The organism is Streptomyces sp. NPDC048211 (genome assembly GCF_043202315.1).
Lineage (GTDB): Bacteria > Actinomycetota > Actinomycetes > Streptomycetales > Streptomycetaceae > Streptomyces.
Window position 1 is genome coordinate 248004 of record NZ_JBIDAD010000002.1, and the last position, 15610, is coordinate 263613.

24 protein-coding genes are annotated in these 15610 nt (G+C 67.8%); 16 read left to right on the forward strand and 8 right to left on the reverse strand.

Annotation, left to right across the window (positions count from 1 at the left end; translation table 11 throughout):
• Window positions 1-61: 61 nt before the first annotated feature.
• The 5 genes from ACGFZA_RS07950 to ACGFZA_RS07970 all read left to right on the forward strand — a co-directional run bounded on the left by ACGFZA_RS07950 (window position 62) and on the right by ACGFZA_RS07970 (window position 2357).
• Window positions 62-304 carry a hypothetical protein gene (locus ACGFZA_RS07950; protein WP_393678093.1) on the forward strand — a complete coding sequence of 81 codons (243 nt, stop codon included), beginning with the start codon at window positions 62-64 and terminating at the stop codon, window positions 302-304.
• On the forward strand, window positions 304-1137 hold the full coding sequence (locus ACGFZA_RS07955; RefSeq protein WP_393678095.1) for a CHAP domain-containing protein: 834 nt from the start codon (window positions 304-306) through the stop codon (window positions 1135-1137). The genes ACGFZA_RS07950 and ACGFZA_RS07955 overlap by 1 nt, the downstream gene beginning before the upstream one ends.
• Window positions 1137-1520, forward strand: coding sequence for a hypothetical protein (locus ACGFZA_RS07960; protein WP_393678097.1), 384 nt, complete (start codon window positions 1137-1139; stop codon window positions 1518-1520). The genes ACGFZA_RS07955 and ACGFZA_RS07960 overlap by 1 nt, the downstream gene beginning before the upstream one ends.
• A gap of 27 nt (window positions 1521-1547) precedes the next feature.
• On the forward strand, window positions 1548-1856 hold the full coding sequence (locus ACGFZA_RS07965; protein WP_393678099.1) for a hypothetical protein: 309 nt from the start codon (window positions 1548-1550) through the stop codon (window positions 1854-1856).
• A gap of 180 nt (window positions 1857-2036) precedes the next feature.
• Entirely contained in the window at window positions 2037-2357 is a 321-nt protein-coding gene (locus tag ACGFZA_RS07970; RefSeq protein WP_393678101.1) for a hypothetical protein, read from the forward strand.
• Window positions 2358-2433: 76 nt separating this feature from the next.
• On the opposite strand, the gene ACGFZA_RS07975 is transcribed toward ACGFZA_RS07970, so the two are convergent.
• Complete coding sequence (locus ACGFZA_RS07975; protein ID WP_393678103.1) at window positions 2434-3084, reverse strand: hypothetical protein; 651 nt, start codon at window positions 3082-3084, stop codon at window positions 2434-2436.
• 195 nt (window positions 3085-3279) lie between these two features.
• Here ACGFZA_RS07975 and ACGFZA_RS07980 point away from each other — a divergent pair, with 195 nt between their 5' ends.
• Complete coding sequence (locus ACGFZA_RS07980; protein ID WP_393678105.1) at window positions 3280-4005, forward strand: hypothetical protein; 726 nt, start codon at window positions 3280-3282, stop codon at window positions 4003-4005.
• 61 nt (window positions 4006-4066) lie between these two features.
• Here ACGFZA_RS07980 and ACGFZA_RS07985 read toward each other — a convergent pair whose 3' ends face one another.
• The 3 genes from ACGFZA_RS07985 to ACGFZA_RS07995 all read right to left on the reverse strand — a co-directional run bounded on the left by ACGFZA_RS07985 (window position 4067) and on the right by ACGFZA_RS07995 (window position 5852).
• Window positions 4067-4729, reverse strand: coding sequence for a hypothetical protein (locus ACGFZA_RS07985; RefSeq protein ID WP_393678107.1), 663 nt, complete (start codon window positions 4727-4729; stop codon window positions 4067-4069).
• 104 nt (window positions 4730-4833) lie between these two features.
• A complete protein-coding gene (locus ACGFZA_RS07990; protein WP_393678109.1) occupies window positions 4834-5190 on the reverse strand; it encodes a hypothetical protein in 357 nt (118 codons plus the stop codon).
• A gap of 92 nt (window positions 5191-5282) precedes the next feature.
• The gene (locus ACGFZA_RS07995; RefSeq protein ID WP_393678111.1) at window positions 5283-5852 is read right to left on the reverse strand and encodes a hypothetical protein; all 570 of its coding nucleotides are present in this window, start codon (window positions 5850-5852) and stop codon (window positions 5283-5285) included.
• A 427-nt stretch (window positions 5853-6279) separates the two neighbouring features.
• Between ACGFZA_RS07995 and ACGFZA_RS08000 the strand changes: the two genes are divergently transcribed.
• The 4 genes from ACGFZA_RS08000 (at window position 6280) to ACGFZA_RS08015 (ending at window position 10143) form a co-directional block, all read left to right on the forward strand.
• On the forward strand, window positions 6280-7317 hold the full coding sequence (locus ACGFZA_RS08000; RefSeq protein ID WP_393678113.1) for a tyrosine-type recombinase/integrase: 1038 nt from the start codon (window positions 6280-6282) through the stop codon (window positions 7315-7317).
• A gap of 87 nt (window positions 7318-7404) precedes the next feature.
• Window positions 7405-7743: a hypothetical protein gene (locus tag ACGFZA_RS08005; RefSeq protein WP_393678115.1), complete on the forward strand. Its 339-nt coding sequence runs from the start codon at window positions 7405-7407 to the stop codon at window positions 7741-7743.
• Window positions 7744-8396: 653 nt separating this feature from the next.
• Complete coding sequence (locus ACGFZA_RS08010; RefSeq protein WP_393678117.1) at window positions 8397-9056, forward strand: HNH endonuclease family protein; 660 nt, start codon at window positions 8397-8399, stop codon at window positions 9054-9056.
• A 175-nt stretch (window positions 9057-9231) separates the two neighbouring features.
• Complete coding sequence (locus tag ACGFZA_RS08015; RefSeq protein WP_393678119.1) at window positions 9232-10143, forward strand: Ku protein; 912 nt, start codon at window positions 9232-9234, stop codon at window positions 10141-10143.
• Window positions 10144-10149: 6 nt separating this feature from the next.
• Here ACGFZA_RS08015 and ACGFZA_RS08020 read toward each other — a convergent pair whose 3' ends face one another.
• On the reverse strand, window positions 10150-10485 hold the full coding sequence (locus ACGFZA_RS08020) for a DUF6233 domain-containing protein (protein WP_393678122.1): 336 nt from the start codon (window positions 10483-10485) through the stop codon (window positions 10150-10152).
• A 42-nt stretch (window positions 10486-10527) separates the two neighbouring features.
• Here ACGFZA_RS08020 and ACGFZA_RS08025 point away from each other — a divergent pair, with 42 nt between their 5' ends.
• Together ACGFZA_RS08025 and ACGFZA_RS08030 are read left to right on the forward strand one after the other, a co-directional pair.
• Window positions 10528-10854 carry a hypothetical protein gene (locus ACGFZA_RS08025; protein WP_393678124.1) on the forward strand — a complete coding sequence of 109 codons (327 nt, stop codon included), beginning with the start codon at window positions 10528-10530 and terminating at the stop codon, window positions 10852-10854.
• A gap of 17 nt (window positions 10855-10871) precedes the next feature.
• Window positions 10872-11054, forward strand: coding sequence for a hypothetical protein (locus ACGFZA_RS08030; protein ID WP_393678127.1), 183 nt, complete (start codon window positions 10872-10874; stop codon window positions 11052-11054).
• Between the two features lie 366 nt (window positions 11055-11420).
• On the opposite strand, the gene ACGFZA_RS08035 is transcribed toward ACGFZA_RS08030, so the two are convergent.
• Window positions 11421-11651, reverse strand: coding sequence for a hypothetical protein (locus ACGFZA_RS08035; protein ID WP_393678129.1), 231 nt, complete (start codon window positions 11649-11651; stop codon window positions 11421-11423).
• Window positions 11652-11691: 40 nt separating this feature from the next.
• Window positions 11692-11871 (reverse strand): hypothetical protein, encoded by a 180-nt coding sequence (locus tag ACGFZA_RS08040; protein WP_393678131.1) that lies wholly within the window; start codon window positions 11869-11871, stop codon window positions 11692-11694.
• Between the two features lie 52 nt (window positions 11872-11923).
• Here ACGFZA_RS08040 and ACGFZA_RS08045 point away from each other — a divergent pair, with 52 nt between their 5' ends.
• The 4 genes from ACGFZA_RS08045 to ACGFZA_RS08060 all read left to right on the forward strand — a co-directional run bounded on the left by ACGFZA_RS08045 (window position 11924) and on the right by ACGFZA_RS08060 (window position 14620).
• Complete coding sequence (locus tag ACGFZA_RS08045) at window positions 11924-12565, forward strand: HAD family hydrolase (RefSeq protein ID WP_393678133.1); 642 nt, start codon at window positions 11924-11926, stop codon at window positions 12563-12565.
• 106 nt (window positions 12566-12671) lie between these two features.
• Entirely contained in the window at window positions 12672-13859 is a 1188-nt protein-coding gene (locus tag ACGFZA_RS08050; RefSeq protein ID WP_393678135.1) for a helix-turn-helix domain-containing protein, read from the forward strand.
• A 93-nt stretch (window positions 13860-13952) separates the two neighbouring features.
• A complete protein-coding gene (locus ACGFZA_RS08055) occupies window positions 13953-14144 on the forward strand; it encodes a hypothetical protein (RefSeq protein ID WP_393678137.1) in 192 nt (63 codons plus the stop codon).
• Complete coding sequence (locus ACGFZA_RS08060; protein ID WP_393678139.1) at window positions 14141-14620, forward strand: hypothetical protein; 480 nt, start codon at window positions 14141-14143, stop codon at window positions 14618-14620. Before ACGFZA_RS08055 ends, ACGFZA_RS08060 begins: the two co-directional genes overlap by 4 nt.
• 172 nt (window positions 14621-14792) lie before the next feature.
• On the opposite strand, the gene ACGFZA_RS08065 is transcribed toward ACGFZA_RS08060, so the two are convergent.
• Complete coding sequence (locus ACGFZA_RS08065; protein WP_393678141.1) at window positions 14793-15404, reverse strand: GntR family transcriptional regulator; 612 nt, start codon at window positions 15402-15404, stop codon at window positions 14793-14795.
• Window positions 15405-15610 lie beyond the last annotated feature (206 nt).

A 15610-nucleotide genomic window follows, 5' to 3' on the forward strand; every position in this document is an offset into this window, starting at 1 on the left:
TGATTCAAAGGTCAACGGCTGTATGGGGTGCCCGCCCCGCACACCCACACAGGAGGCACCCATGCACGCACCAACACCGGCCGTCGGCCGGATCGTCCACTACGTCAGTTACGGCACCCCCGGCGGGGAGTACACCTCGCAGTGTCGGGCCGCCGTCATCACTGCGGTGCACGGGCAGTTCCTCGTGGATCTCGCGGTGCTGAATCCGGAGGGACTGTTCTTCAACCGTGAGGTGACCCATGGCGAGCCGAAGGCCGACGGCTCGCACGAGGGCGGCGGCTGGCACTGGCCGGAGCGCGTCTGATGGCCGGCAGGTTCGCCGATGTGGCCCGCGTCCTTAAGAGTGAGGTCGGCTACCGCGAAGGATTCAGCGGCGGCCACTGGAACAACAAGCAGAAGTACTCGTCCGCCGTGCCCGGGCTGGAGTGGTCCGACTACCAGGCATGGTGTGCGACGTTCGTCAGCTGGGCGTTCCAGACGGCCGGCCTGCCGAGGGGGTCGTACCCGGTGACCGCGTCGTGCGCGACGGCGACGAACTGGTGGAAGCAGCGCGGCCGGTGGTCGGAGTATCCGGCGATCGGTGCGCAGGTCATGTTCGGTCCGGGCGGCGGGTCTCACACGGGGATCGTCATCGCCTACGACGCGAACACGATCACCACGATCGAGGGCAACACGAACAGCTCGGGCTCGGCCGAGGGCGATGGCGTGTACCGCAAGACCCGCCAGCGCCGGGACGCCTACGTGTACGGCTACGGCTACCCCGACTACCCCGGCGGCATCACGTCCGCCGACCCCACCTGGAAGAACCCGATCGAGGAGGGCCCCATGGCGGGGATGACGAAACAGGACGTGTTCGACGCTGTCTGGAAGCCCGATCAGATCGCCGGGCCGGCGGACGCAGCGGACCACAAGACCAACCCGACGTGGCAGCCGCAGAACATCCTCAAGGACCTGCAAGCCCGCGTCCGGTCGACGGACAAGCGGGTCGCCGCAATGAGTGCCGCGATCACCGCACTGGCCGGGCAGGTCGGCAAGGGCGCCGACACCAAGACCATCGTCGCCGCAGTCACGGCAGCCATCGAAACCGCCGTCGAGACAGCCGTCATCGACGTCAACATCAACACCAAGGAGTCCTGATGCGCCTCTTCGGCAGAGAACCCGTCTACATCCTGGCCTTCATCGCCATCGTCCTGAAGCTCGGCGCCGCCTACGGCCTCGACGTCTCCGACACCCAGCAGACCCTCATCAACACGGTGCTGGCCTGCGCTGTGGCCATCGCCTCGGCCGTCGTCCTCCGCGACGGAGCCGTCGGTGCGGCCATCGTCAACTTCGCCCAGGCGGCACTGGCCCTGTTCCTCGGCTTCGGCCTCGACTTGAGCGCGCAGGAGCAGGCCGGCTGGATGGCGCTCGTCTCCGGTGCCGTCGCCCTGTGGGAACACCGCGAGGTCACCGCCCCCGTCTCCTCCACACCCATGGAGCGGACCAGCCCCCTCAAGGGCTCCACGCCCGCCAGCACCTGAAGACGGCAGGGATAGGGGAGGCGAGACATGGCAGAACTGATGGGAATCGACATCGCACAGGGCGGGGCTGTCGCCCTCCTCGCCCTGGTCGTCCTCATGGTCCTCACCGGACGCCTCGTCCCGAGACGCACCTACGACGACCTCTTGGAAGAACGCAACACCTGGCGGGCCGCCCACGGTACCTCCGAAGAAGCACGCCGCCTGGAACGTGAACAGGTCGGCGAACTCCTCGAACTGTCCCGCACCGCCGACCGGGTCCTCACCGCACTACCCCACCCCGTTCATGGGGAGGTGAAGGCCCATGACGAGATGGACGTTGCGCAACCGCCGACGTAACCGGCCCACATCCGCCGGACAGCAGGCAGCCTCCCACGCCCTTGAACGCGCCGAATCAGACAGGCGCGACGCCGAGGAACGCCGGCCGGAGGTACGACGGGCCGCCGCGCGACTGCGGGCGGCACGAGAGCGGAACCATTTCGCGGAGATGTTCCGCGCAGCAATAGAAGGGGGCAGAACGTGAGCCCCGCCCAGCTCGCCAACCTGACCGTGTCCGGTCTCGTTGCCGCCTGCGCCACTGCGTTCGTCATCACGTACTGGCGTGTGGCCCCTTGGCGGTCGACAGCCATCGGCTGGTACCTGATGACGTTCGCCGGAGCCATCGGCGGCCTCGGCCTGTACACCGTGCTCATCACCGCAGTCGGGCTGGAAGGAACAGCAGCCACCGTGCTCCGCATCATTCGCACGGCCTTACTGCTCACCATGGCCGGGCTGCTCCTTCAGGCCACACGCATGGTGCTGCGCGCCCAGCGACGCCGCCTGAACGAGAAGGCGAAGTAAAGACCTGGATGCCCCGGCACCCTTTCGGGCAACGGGGCATCATCGCGCCTGAAGCCAGCGGCTACAGCTGGTGCGTCTACGGGCAGGACTCGTCGAACTTCACGGCTGTCAGTTCAACCGGCTGACCGTTGAGAGCGGCCCCCGGGCTCGGCGACTGAGTGCACACCTGCCAGTTGCTCTCCATCAGCACCATGCGGTCCTCGCTGGCATCGGTCACGCTGATTGACGTCCCTGAGTCGAGGGCGCCGCGGGCGGCCTTCACGGACTTGCCGGCCAGGCTGGGCATCTTGCCGCCCTCCACCTCCGGCGCCTTCTGGTCGGTCGCCGGGCAGGTTTCCTCCAGTTTCACGGCTCCGAAGTCCAACTCGGTGTCCGTGGGGATCGTTTTCCTCGCTGCGTAGTTCTGCGAGCACACCTTCCAGTTCCGGTCGAAGGCCTGCATCCGGTCCCGACCGGAACTGTCATGCGACTTGAGGAGGTAGAAGCCGTCGGCCTGCGCCTTGTCCTGCGCGGACTGGAGTCCCATCCCGACGAAGTTCGCGACGGTCCCCGTCTCGGCAGGTTCGTCACTCTTCTTCGCGGACGGCGCCGGTTCAGCCGTAGTCGCAGCAAGTGTCGGGGTGGCGGTCGGAGCCGCCGGAGTAGCCGGGTCGCAGGCGGTCAATGTGACGACGGCCAGACAGCCGAGAACGGCAGCGAGCGTGCGGGTGCGCATTGTGTCCCCCAAGGGTGCTTCGTGAGGGCATGACCGTAGCGTCGCGAAATGAGGCAGGGGAGCGAGATGTTCCGGTGGTGACGGAGTTGTGACCAACACGTGGGGGATGCGCGAGATGTCGTCGCCGTACCTGCCGCGTCGTTGTCAGTGGTAGGCGCTACCGTCTCCCTGCCTGACGTAAGGGTGGCAAGTGAGGGAGGGGCGGCGGTGGATCAACAACGAGTGCTCAGCTATGCCCGCAAGCTATCGGCCGAGCTGAAACTGGACATGAACTGGGTGGCTGGTGAGTACGGCGGCGGGTACTGGGAGCCCCGGGGGAGCAGCGAGGGGGTCATCTACGGCAGGGCTGTGGCGGCGCTTGAGTTCTTGCGCGAGTACGCGGGTGCGGAGAGTAGCTGGTACGTGCGGGCCATTCACATCTGGGAGTCCAAGGGCGACAACAAGTCCATGGGGACCGGCGCCTACTATCTCGGGGATCTTCTCTCCGCATGGGCTGACCAAGTCGACGCAGGGATTACGGAGATCGCAGGGGTCCGGGCACGAGCAGAGGTGGGCGCTGTCAGCACGGAGGTCATGGCTCAGGTGCGACGGCTCGTTGAGGACCGGAAGGCTCACCCGGCCGCAGCGATCGTCCTGTGTGGTGCAGCCCTGGAGACAGCCCTGCGCGCGACCGCAAAAGCACGCAGCCTCTCCCTGCCCGAGAATCAGCGCCCCTCGCTCAGTTCATATAGCCAGCTGCTGCGGTCCGCGGGCCTCTTCTCCGGGCAGGACGTTAAGGATGTGGCGCAGTGCGGCGGCCTCCGCAATGCGGCGGCACACGGGCACTTCGACGACCTCAGCGGTGAGCGTGCCGGCCTGATGGAGCAGCAGACAAACCTGCTGCTGCGCAAGCTGTCCGACTTGGCTACGGCAGGGGATGCCGACGGCGAGTAGGCGACGCCTGGCGACTGTGCCCCGCCCTCGAATGAGAGCGGGGCGCAGTGCTGTGTGGCGTTCAGGTCAACTCGCGGGCCCGCTTCTTGGCGCGGTCGAGGAGCTCACGCTCGCCCTCGCGCAGGTCGTCGAGCGTCTGCGTCGACAGGCCGGTAAGGAAGACGCTGGCCTGCCCGGAGGTGTCGCGAATGCCGAGCGCCTCGAAGAGCTCCACCTGGTCCGAGCCGGCCATGTCGCGGCGGATGAGCGTGTAGATGGCCTCGTTGAAGAGGGCGCGGTCCTCGCGCTCGCGGAGCATCTTGTCGAGGGTGACGCGGCTGATTCCGAGGGTGTGCGCGATGGCGGCCTTGGTGGCGCCGAGGGCCTGGGCATTGTCGATGATGTCCAGCTTCTCGGCGTGCGCCCGGTTGTCGTGGGTGCGTAGCTTCTGTAGTTCCTCGTCCATCGCCTCGTCGCGGGCGATGTCCTTGCGCTGCTGGATGGCATCGGCGATTTCGCCGCGCACGAAGCCGAGAAGGTCGGCGCGGCTTTCGGCCTCGTCTGTGCCGACGTTCACCTCGCCGTCGGCGATGCCCATGTCGTCGTAGTAGCGGTCGGCGATGACGGCGGGCGCGAGGGTGCCGTCGATGAGCTGGTCGAGCTCAGCGGGGGTGACGTAATCCGGAAGTCCGGGGCCGAGGTGCATCAGGGCATCGGACGGAGTGGAGTACGGCTCGGTCTGCATGGGTTCCCCCTGATTGGCGAAGTGAGTGCGTACTCAAAATGTACACAGCCAGGGCCGCGATGTACAGAATCTGTACGCCTTACTTTCGTGTAGGTGTGGCCTGATCAGGAGCCGCCGGCCTTGAGCTCGCACGACGGACACAGCGCACCGTGCGTCGAGTTGGGGCACCCTGGGGTGCCGCAGATTCCCAGCGGTGGGCGGGTCACGGCGGGAATGGTGGCCTTTCCGTGCAGTAGCGCCTCCAGGACGACGGCGGCATGGTGGGATTCCCGAGCCAGCCCTTCATCGCCGGCGACCTCTTCCGGAGCGAGGACTCTGCCCCCGAGGTCGTGCTCGTGGATACGGTGCAGGATCTCCCACGTCATCTCGCTGCTGTCCAGGTCCCGCACGCGGTATGCCTGGAGAAGTGCGTAGACGCGCTCGTAGTCGTCGCGGGTTATGGGGCGCCGTTCAGATGTCATGGCCGACAGGCTATGCAGGAGCGGGGTCTGGTGCCTCGGTTGCGTTCGATCCGCCGCCCTCGACTCTCGATAACATGCCGTATCGAGCGTGGTTAGAGCCGCTTGACCGATGCCCGCCCGCGACCTTGGTCTTCCTCGGCTGCGGAGATTTCGCCGAACACGGCGATGTCCCACTCAAGCAGACGCGAGCAGAGGCCATCGAGCTGAGCTGCCAGCTTCCATACGGCGGCGCCGTCAGTGAAGGTCATCTCTGGGCGCTTCAAGCCGCGAGCACCCTTCAGCGTGAGCCACTGCTGCGACTCGTCGTCATAGATCCAGTACCCGTGCAGGTACTGGTTCCGCAGATGGAAAGCTACCTCAGCCGTGTCGAGGTGCTCAGTCAGCGACGACTTGAGCGAGTCGGACACGTTCGATGATGCCAACGCTTGCTGGCACTCCTTTACGAGGGTTCCGCCGGTGGCCGCGGCGAACTTGCTGCTGTACGCCTTCTCAACGTCAGCGAGGTGTACATGGATCCCGTGGAGGACGTACTCGGCTTCAGCGGCCTTGCGTGCCACCAATCCCAGCCCCACGTTGAGGGTCAACTCGTCCTTATCGGCGCTGTCGAGAAGGTGGGGTACGGGCGAGTCGATGGCAGATGGGTCAAGGCTGTTCTCACTCATGTGGTCTCCGAGGTCCTCTGAGGGGTGATGCCACTTTGAGGGAACGCCTGCCGATCACCAACCCTATGGTTGATAATGACAGTTATCCAATACCTGTAGGAGGATCGGCAGTGATCGAAGGGCAGATGGGCTCGCAGTCCCTGAACGGCAATGACGCGCAAGCTCTCCTCGGGATTGTCTGGGGATGGATCAACGACCCGGACCGAGGGGAGCGCGGTGGATGTGCCGGAGATCTAGAGCGAGAGCTGCGGCACGCGGGCTACGGACCGCTGAAGGAAGACGACGATTCGCCGGAGGAAGAGGAACACGACTTCCAGTGGGGTGCGGACCGTGTGCAGCGGTGCGTGAAGTGCACCCTGCCGCACGCTCACTGGGCGGGCGGTCCGTGCTCGGGAAGTGACCATCCGCTCCGTCCTGGGGAGTACGTGTGACCGCTCTCGTCCCGCGCCCGTCGGCGGAGCTGTCGACCGACCGGCACGACCCCCGCGACGACTGGCCCGACGAAGCCCGCGCACTCGCCGACCACCTTGCCGCCATCTACGGCGACCGCGACCCGCTGCCCACCATCGCGGGCGGCTGGGTTGCGCGGCAGAAGTCCCGCCACACACGGCGGGCCTACATCCGCACGTTCAAGGCGTGGGAGGAGTACGCCCGCTCCACCGGCATCCACCCACTCCAGGCGAAGCTGCCGCTCGCCGACGCCTACGCCAAGCACCTCGCCAAGACTCCGACGAGGAACGGCAAGCCGCCCGCCGAGACCACGCAGGCACAGGCCCTCGCCGCCGCCGGGAGCTTCTACACCTACGCCGCCCGTCTCCAAGCCGTCGACTCCGACCCGTTCGCCGCCGTCAACCGGCCTTACGTCGACCCCGACTATTCGCCCACTGAAGGCATGACCGACGAAGAGACGCTGCGGCTCATCGAAACCGCGCGTGGCTGGGCGCCCCGCAGCTACGCCCTCATCATGCTCCTCTACCTCACCGGCGCACGCGTCGACGAGCTGCTGTCGCTGAACGCCGACCAGCTCGGTTATGACCGAGGGCACCGCACCTTGCCTCTCACGCAGAAGGGCGGGAAGAAGCGGCCAGCGCCCGTACCGCCGCTCGCACTCGACGCGCTCCTCGGCTACCTCGGCGAACGCACCGACGGCCCACTGTTCGCCACCGAGTCCGGTCGCCGCTGGTCCCAGCCTGAAGTCTGGAAGCACCTTCGCGTCCTTGCCCGCCGAGCCGGGATTCCGCAGGCCGCCAGCATCAAGCCCCACACGCTTCGGCACCAGTTCATCACCGACAACCTCGCCAACGGTGTCCCGCTCCAAGACGTTCAGGACGCCGTCAGCCACTCCGACCCGCGCACCACTCAGCGGTACAACCGGCGACGGCGCCAACTCGACAACCACCCGGCCTACGCTCTGGCCGCCAAGCTCGCGGGGCGGCTGCAAGGAGAACAGGGGGAGAGCGGGTGAGACAGACCACGATCCGTCCGCTACCGTCGAAGCAGGCGCGGGGCCTACAGCGGTCGTAGTGGGACCGCAATGAGTCTTGGAGGACTCATGCCCATAGGCCGCGTCAACGCCGCCAAGTTCATTAAGCGCGACCTGCCCGAGCCGCACGAGACTGACTTCGGCGGCGAGGAAGCCCACGAGCTTTTCAACGCCTTCCATGCTGATATCTGCTGCCCGCCGTCGGGATACAGCATCAGCTGGGACGACTGGTACGCCTACGCCGACCAGTTCCCAGTGACCTGGAAAGCTGACTGGTTCCTCGAACCCGGAGGTGAACCGAAGCCGATCCCGGCGCACCTCACGGGTGAGGCGCGGGAGCGAGCGGAGAGGGCCGGCACGCATGCCGCGTGGGTGCGTCGGGAAGCGCATCGCAGGGGGCTGCGCTAGGACGCTGATCGACCTTTTCCAGTCACGCCCCTTCCCTCGTGGCTGATTCAGGCGCATCGTTGATCGCGCGGCCGGAGCTCGCCCCCCAGGCAGTTCCCCCATTCAGGCCCTGCCCGTCTCGACCCCCGTTCCGGGCGGGGCCTGCCGCACCTCCCGGCTCCCCACGGGAGGTTTGCGGCTGGGCTAGGCGCTGGTAGACGCCGCGTTGGCCTCTCCGGTTCGCTCCTTGTCCCAGAGGAACAGGTACGGATTGCCACCTCCCATAAGGCTGTGGACCGGCCAGGCTTCGCCGAGCTTGCACAGGTGCAGGTGGCGCGGCACTGGCCAGTGCCGCGGGTCAGGGAGCGGCTGGTGACTCCAATGATGGATGGTCTCGTCGTTCTCGCACGGAACGCAGATCCGCGGCGCTCCGCGCGTCTTGCTCACGGAGTGCATGGGGTCCAACGGCCCCTTGCATCGCGGGCAGTCGGGGTACGGCGGGGCCTCGATGACTTCATCACTCATGGCAGGTAGAACGACGTGCAGGGCATTGGGTTCGTCTCTGGTGGCATTTGGAAGGCGGCGTCGTCGCACCAGTACGACTTCCCACTCGGCTGGGTGACGCCGCCGCGATTCACCGCCGCTCGCTGCCAGTTCGCCGGTACCAAAGCAGCATGATCACTAAGACCGCGCGCGGCTTCGCTGCCGCCGCCATCACCCTCCTGCCCCTGCTCGCCGCGACCCCCGCCCACGCCCGGGCGGACGTGCTCACCCTCGCCGAAGGGATTCAGCGCCTGCCGCTGGCGGCCGAGTCCCGCGACGGCTACGAGCGCACGAAGTTCAAGCACTGGGTGGACGCAGACAAGGACTCGTGCAACACGAGGCAGGAGGTGCTCGAAGCTGAATCGCGCGTTCCCGTCACCATCGAGTCGGGATGCAAGATTGTTGCGGGGGAGTGGTACTCGTACTACGACGGCGTCACGCTCACGGCACCTGGCGGTCTGGACATCGACCACATGGTCCCGCTGGCCGAGGCCTGGGACTCCGGCGCCTCACAGTGGACGGCGGCGCGGCGCGAGGCCTACGCGAATGACATCGCTGTCGATCGCAGCTTGGTGGCCGTGACGGCGAAAACGAACCGGAGCAAGGCCGACCAGGACCCGTCGACGTGGCTGCCCCCGCTGGCCGACGCCCGCTGTACTTACGCCGCGGACTGGGTGTCGACGAAGCTCCGCTGGGGGCTCACTGTGGACGCGCCGGAGGCCGACGCCCTGGCCGAGCTCGCCGCCGACTGTGGCGAGCAGCCGATCGAGTACGAGCCGGCCGCGGAGTAGCGGCAGCCTCCCATGGCGCTGGTGCCCGTGTCTGGTCCAGATGCGGGCACCGGTCCGCGGCGTGAGGATCGGAGTACGGGCGGTGGCCCGGCCGCCCCTGGTCCCGACCAGGTGTCTCCCTAACCGGCGGCCGGACCACCTCCCGACAGACCCCAGAGGGCCCCGGGAGGAACGCATGCCGTCAACCATCTGGTCGGGAGCGATTTCGTTTGGCCTAGTGACGATCCCGTGTCGGGTCTCCTCCGCCTCGGAGGATCACTCGATCCATTTCCACCAGGTGCACCTGAAGGACATGGCACGGGTCCGCACCCGGAAGGTCTGCGAGATCGACGGCAAGGCCCTCGGCCAGGAGGAGATCGGTAGGGGCTACCAGCTCACGAAGGAGCAGGTAGTCCCGATCACCGATGAGGAGCTCGACGGGATGCCCCTGCCTACGGCGAAGGCCATCGAGATCGTCGCGTTCGTGCCGGCCGAGTCGATCGACCCGGTGCGCATTTCTGATAGCTACTACTTGTCGGCTGATGGAGCCGTGGCAGCCAAGCCCTATGTGCTGCTCAGGCGCGCGCTGGAGCGGAACTCCAAGGTGGCTGTCGCCAAGTTCGCGTGGCACAACCGCGAGCGCCTCGGCCTGCTCAGCGTCCGCGGCGACGCGCTGGTCCTTCACTCCATGAAGTGGCCGGACGAGGTCCGCGACCCGGCCGAGCTTGTCCCGGACCCCGTGGAGGTCGACGAGGACGAGATCCGCCGGGCTCTGGAGCTCATGGACTCGATGACGACGGACGACATCAGCGGCTACCGGGACGAGTACCGGGACGCCCTGGAGGAGCTCGTCGAGGCGAAGGTCGAGGGCAAGGAACCGCCCGAGCGCGGGGACGAGGCCGGGCAGAAGCCGGCCGAGGTCGTCGACCTGATGGCGGCACTGAATGCGTCCGTGGAGAAGGCCAAGAAGGGCCGCGGCGAGGACGAAGGCGGTGACGCCACCGTCCACGACATGAAGCCGCGGAAGAAGACGGCCTCAAAGAAGGCCCCCGCCAAGAAGCCCGCGGCGAAGAAGAAGGCAGCGACGGGCAAGTCGAAGAGCGCCTGACTGGCTCTACCCGAGGACCCCGGGGTCGGTGTCGGGTCGGCAGTGTGTGCAGGCCCTGATGCCGTCGGCGAGCAGGGTTCGAGCTTGGTCGCGGTCGATGACCCGCCGCCGTTTACCCGCGGCGTAGCAGTCGCCGGCGTGTACCTCGATTGGCGGTGCGCCCTGTCCGATGCCGAGCTCGATGATCCAGTCGGGTGTCGGCGGGCGCCGTTCTTCGCCTTGCCGCTGTTCGGTTTCTCGCTGTTCGGCTGCGGCGATGGCTGCACGGACGTGCCCGATCCAGATGGTGAGCTGCTGCTCCAGGGTGCGGAGGCGTGGCAGATCGGGCGGCAAATCGTACATGTGTTCTACTCTACTCCGTGCGCCGAGTAGAGGAGGAACCGCATGACCGACGCTGACCTGCTGCAATCCCTCGGCGTCGACCCGGCGCACCTGGACCCTGCCCCGCCGTGGACGCCGCGCGGGACCGCCGAGATCGGGCGACTCAAGGCCCGCCACCCGTGCCTGCGCTGCGGTGCGCAGTCGACCGTGGCCGGTGCCGTCGACGTCCCGGGGCTCGGCCGCCGCTGGGTGGACCGGTGCATGCCGTGCCTCGTCGCGACGACCCCGCGCGGCGGCCCGCAGAAGCCGCTGGAGGACATCGCGGCCGCGATCAGGGAAGCGGCCCGCGAGGCCGGCGCCACGGTCACCATTGTCACGGACGGGGCGTAGTCGTGGATCGCTATTGCGTGACCCTGTCGATCGGCGACCAGGTGATGATGCGCGGCTGGTGGGACACGGTCTCGACCGCGGAGCGGAAGTACCGCGGGTGGATCGGCGGGCGCGGCAGCGTCGACGGCACCCGGATCGTGCTGACCGACGAGGGGGACGGCGGGAGGATCCTGCAGTCGTGGCCGGACACGCCTGGCTAAGGTTGCTGATTATGTCGGCGGCACCTGCCATGCTGGCCACGCCCCCGTCGCATCCCCCGTCGGCGGGGGCACCCAACACCCCGCCGGATTGAGCCGTGATTGTCATACCGGCCTCGTAGACTCAGACCACCAATCCGAAGCAGCCAGGGCCTGCGGGCCCGTTAACTGCGGAGATTGCTTCCCGCCCCCGCCCGAGTGGAACCGGACGGGGGCGGAGCTGCGCCTGGACGTGACAGTGCGGCAGCCGTAGGAGGAGAAGTTCGCAGCTCCATCCCCATGCCGATCCTGCGAAGCCCGGCGCTTCTACGACTGCCGCACCCGAGACGCTACGCCCGCCCTGGCGGCGGTGTCACGGGGTCGGACGGATCAGCTTTCCTTCGGCTCGGGCCAGAGGACGGCCTTCTTCACTGCCTGCTCCAGTTTCGCCCGGTCCGCCTCAGTCGCCTTGGCTTCGGCGGTCACGGCCTGCTGAAACGTTGCTGCCGCCTCCCGCCAGGGCGCCCAGCCCTCTTCGGTGTACGGCTCGGAAGTCGCTTTCGCCTCGGCCTCGACGGCCACCCTGTACAGCTGGATCAGTTCATCACTCGGTTTCGCCACGGCGGGATCCTAAACGGCGGCACTGACAATCAGCCGCAGGTCACGCCGCCTCGGCAACGTCTCCCCGCACCACGGCCGCCCACTCGGCCAGCAGCCGCTCGTACTCCCGGCGCCCCTCCGGCGACAGCCGGCCCGAGGACCGCTGCCAGAGCGCGCGAATGTCCGCGTTCACCTCGGTCAGGGAGCGCATGGCTGTGCCAGGCGTAGGGGGAGTGGGCATGCGAACAGGGTACGGGCAGGCTCCGACAACGCCCCCGCGTAGGGTCGGGATTGTGATTGAGACCATCGTTCTCGACGTCGGCGAGACCCTGATCCGCGACGACCGCTACTGGAAGTCCTGGGCGGACTGGCTCGACGTGCCACCGCACACGCTCAGCGCCCTCGTCGGGGCTGTGGTGGTCCAGGGCCGGGACAACGCGGACGCCGTGCGACTCCTCCGGCCGGGCATCGACATTGCCGCCGAGTACGCGGCCCGCGAAGCAGCCGGTCGCGGTGAATTCCTTGACGAGCGCGACCTCTACCCCGACGTCCGCCCTGCCCTGGCCGCACTCCAAGGGCTTGGCGTCCGCGTGATTGTGGCCGGCAACCAGACGGAGAAGGCTGGCGAGTTGCTGCGCGCCCTCGACCTGCCCACCGACTTCGTGGTCACGTCTGGGGAATGGGGTGTCGCCAAGCCGGCACCGGAGTTCTTCGCCCGTGTCCTGGACGTGTCCGGGGCAGGCTCGCAGTCAACGCTGTACGTCGGCGACCACCCCGCCAACGACATTTACCCAGCCCGCGCCGCTGGTCTGCGGACAGCCCACATCCGCCGCGGCCCGTGGGGCTACTGGTGGGCCGACGACCCCGAAGTGCGGGCCGCCGCAGACTGGTCCATCAACTCGCTGACGGACCTGGTCGACGTCGTCTCCCGCTGACTGAAACGGCCCCACTCCCGAGCGCGTGTCGGAGTGGGGCCGTTCGCGCACCAACCACCCATAGCGGCCGGTACGGTTCGAAGCGGAGACCTCGAACGGAGCCAGGATGCCACCGACCCAGCCGGGTTCGGTAGGCCGACGCATCGCCTACTACCGCAGCGTCGCCCGCCCGAAAATGACCCAGCAGCAACTCGCCGACCGGGCCCACGTCGCCCTCGGCACCATCCGGAAGATCGAGCGCGGGGAACGCGGCGTCACCGACGACACCCTCGACGCCATCGCCGGAGCGCTGGCCGTGGACCCGTCCCGTCTTGTCGCCGACCGGGAGCACGTCTCCACCCGCATCCGGGACGCACTCCCGGGGCTGTCGGCGGCCATCGCCACCTACGACATGCCGGAAGACGGGCCAGTCCGCCCGCTTGCCGAGCTACAGGAGGCGGTCGCCCAGGCCACAGCATGGCGCCTGTCCGCCCAGTACCTCCAGATCGCCCGGACCCTGCCTGACCTGCTGGCCGAGCTCGCCCGAGCCGCACAGGCATGCCAGCAAGCCGACCGCGCCCACGTTGCCGCCCTCCTTGTCACCGCGTACCGGTGCGCAGACGCTGTCGCCTACAAATACGGGGCCCGCGACCTGTCCGCCCGACTCATCGAGCTGATGCGCTGGGCGGCCCCCGGCGCTAACGACCCGCTGCTCCAGGCCTCGGTGAGCTACGTCCGCACGGAGACGTTCTTCGCCGCCAGAGCCCATGCGTCTGGGCTCCGCGCCCTGGAGCAGGCTGTCGACGCCTGCCCCGAGCCCGTCACCCACGAGGCGATCGCCGCCCGCGGGGCGCTCCATATGCGGGCTGCCGTCATTGCCGGGCGCGCCGGCAGCTCCGATGCCGCCGACGAGCACCTGACCGAAGCCCGCACTCTGGGTGACCAGGTCAACGAGGGCATCTACCAGGGGACCGCGTTCGGCCCGGACAGTGTCCGCATCCACGAAGTCAGCGTCGCCGTCAGCCTCGGAAACGACCACGTCCAGCGCGCCTACGACGTGGCCCGCGAATGGAAACCGCCCGCCGACCTGCCAGCCGAGCGGCGGTCCGGGTTCTACATCGAGCTCGCCCGCGCCCAGCTGTGGGGCGGCCTCATGGACGACAGCTTCGAGTCCCTCAAGGTCGCCCGCCGAATCGCCCCACAGCACACCCGCGAGCACCCGTGGGTGCGGGAGGATGCCGCCACGCTGCGTCGACTGCGACGTGCCGATGCGGAGACGCTCACCAGCTTCGCCGAGTGGTGCCACGCGGACTGAGTACCCCGCGGTACCCCTGACCGGGGTACTTGCGACCCTTGCCGCAGCCCATGATCTGTCCTGTCAGCAGCAAACAGGCAGATGGGACAGGCGATGAGCGCTCCACTCTCCAGCCCGGCCGAGGCCAACGACCAGCCGAACTTCGCCCGATTACACGGTGAGGCCTGCTGGTTCTGCGGCGCCGTGAACGGGCCGCTGACCCCGGCCGGCGAGGTCACGCTCGACGGTGACGCCCAGGTGTGGCAGGTCGCGGCCTGCCAGGCGCACCAGGGGAGGCGGGTATGACCACGCGCGGACTCCCGCCCGTCGCCAAGCTCACTGAGCAGCAGCAGCGCGGGTGGGCATGCGTCTGGTGTGGACGTTCCCTCACCGTCGGTTCGGACATCGACCTCGGCGAGCAGCGTGCCCGGCCAGCTGTCGGAGCCGCCTACTCCTGGTTCCCCCGGGCGTGCCCCGACACGGCGGCCTGCAGCGCGAGCCGAGGTGACCCCGTGGCCATCCGTTCCGTGATCCGCCACGCCGACTGGACGATCGGCGTCGACCGGGAGGACGGTGCGTCAGGCCCGATTTACGAGATCGAGTGCACCACCTGCCTCGACCGCTCCGACGCCGCCGAGGAGAAGAAGCCGGCTGAGGACTGGGCGATCAGCCACACCGGCCGGCATACCGACCACCGCGGGTACAGGGCGATCATCACCTCGTTCGTCCGCGTCACCCCCGCCCCAGGCAACCCGTTGCGTGACAGGGGCCAGGATCGCTGAACTTGCTCTGCAGCAACACCTTTGCACTGTGCGGGCATTGCTCTGGCCAGCGCTTCTACACGCAGTAGTGGAATCGAACAAGGAATCGAATTAGTGTGCATATATCTGCGGCAAGCGCTTCCGCTTGCCGTCGGCGTGCGATCTACTGACTCTCACGTCAGTTCGTGCTCGGTCAGAGCCGAATGGTCCAACGGTCCAACGGCAAGAGCAGGTCCGCAGTCTCCACGGGGGCGCCATGCACATCCAGCCGGGTCCGCACCACGCGGTACGCCACGGTGTCGACGAGCAACCCCAATGCATGCGCCTGCCCCTCGCCCAGCGGGACGACGCCAAGCTCCGCAACGCATCTGACGTGAGGTCGCCTGCGCCCTTGCCACCAGGACGACACCAGCATGGCCGACCGGCCGCCAGGCTCCAGGCACTCCAGACTCTCGTGCTGCAGCATGATGCCCGGCCTGATGCCGAGACGGGCCGCGAGTTCGTCGGTGGCCAGCCGCGGCCGAGTGTCCGTCGTCTCGCTGCTGTAGGGCCACTCGGCATCCACGTCCGTGAGAGTGCGCATGGCAGGAGGATGCGCCACCGTGACGCGCTTGCGCTCCTCGCCATCCAGGGTGCCCGCCTCCCGCAGCAGGACATAGGCCAGGCGCACCGTCTGGGCGTTGACGCCGTACTCGGCAGCGAGCGCTACACGGGAGGGTAGGGGGCCGCCTGGAGGCCATTCGCCGGCCTGAATGCGGCGGGTGATGTCAGCGGCGATGCGGCGGTAGCGCGCGTCGGCTGGCATGAGACCCCTGGCGTCGATCTTGACGTGAGGTCAGCAACCTACGAAGCCGTCCACCTGCTGGATATATCCAGAGGATCTCGACAGCCTGGACTATGCCGAAGGCATTTGAAAACTCAAGAAGCTCGGCTGCGGGGTTCAGGGCCCTGCTGTGCCGAGGGGGCCGTCCCCACCAGCTGCAGTACCCCCTGTGGCAACTGGCGGGGCGG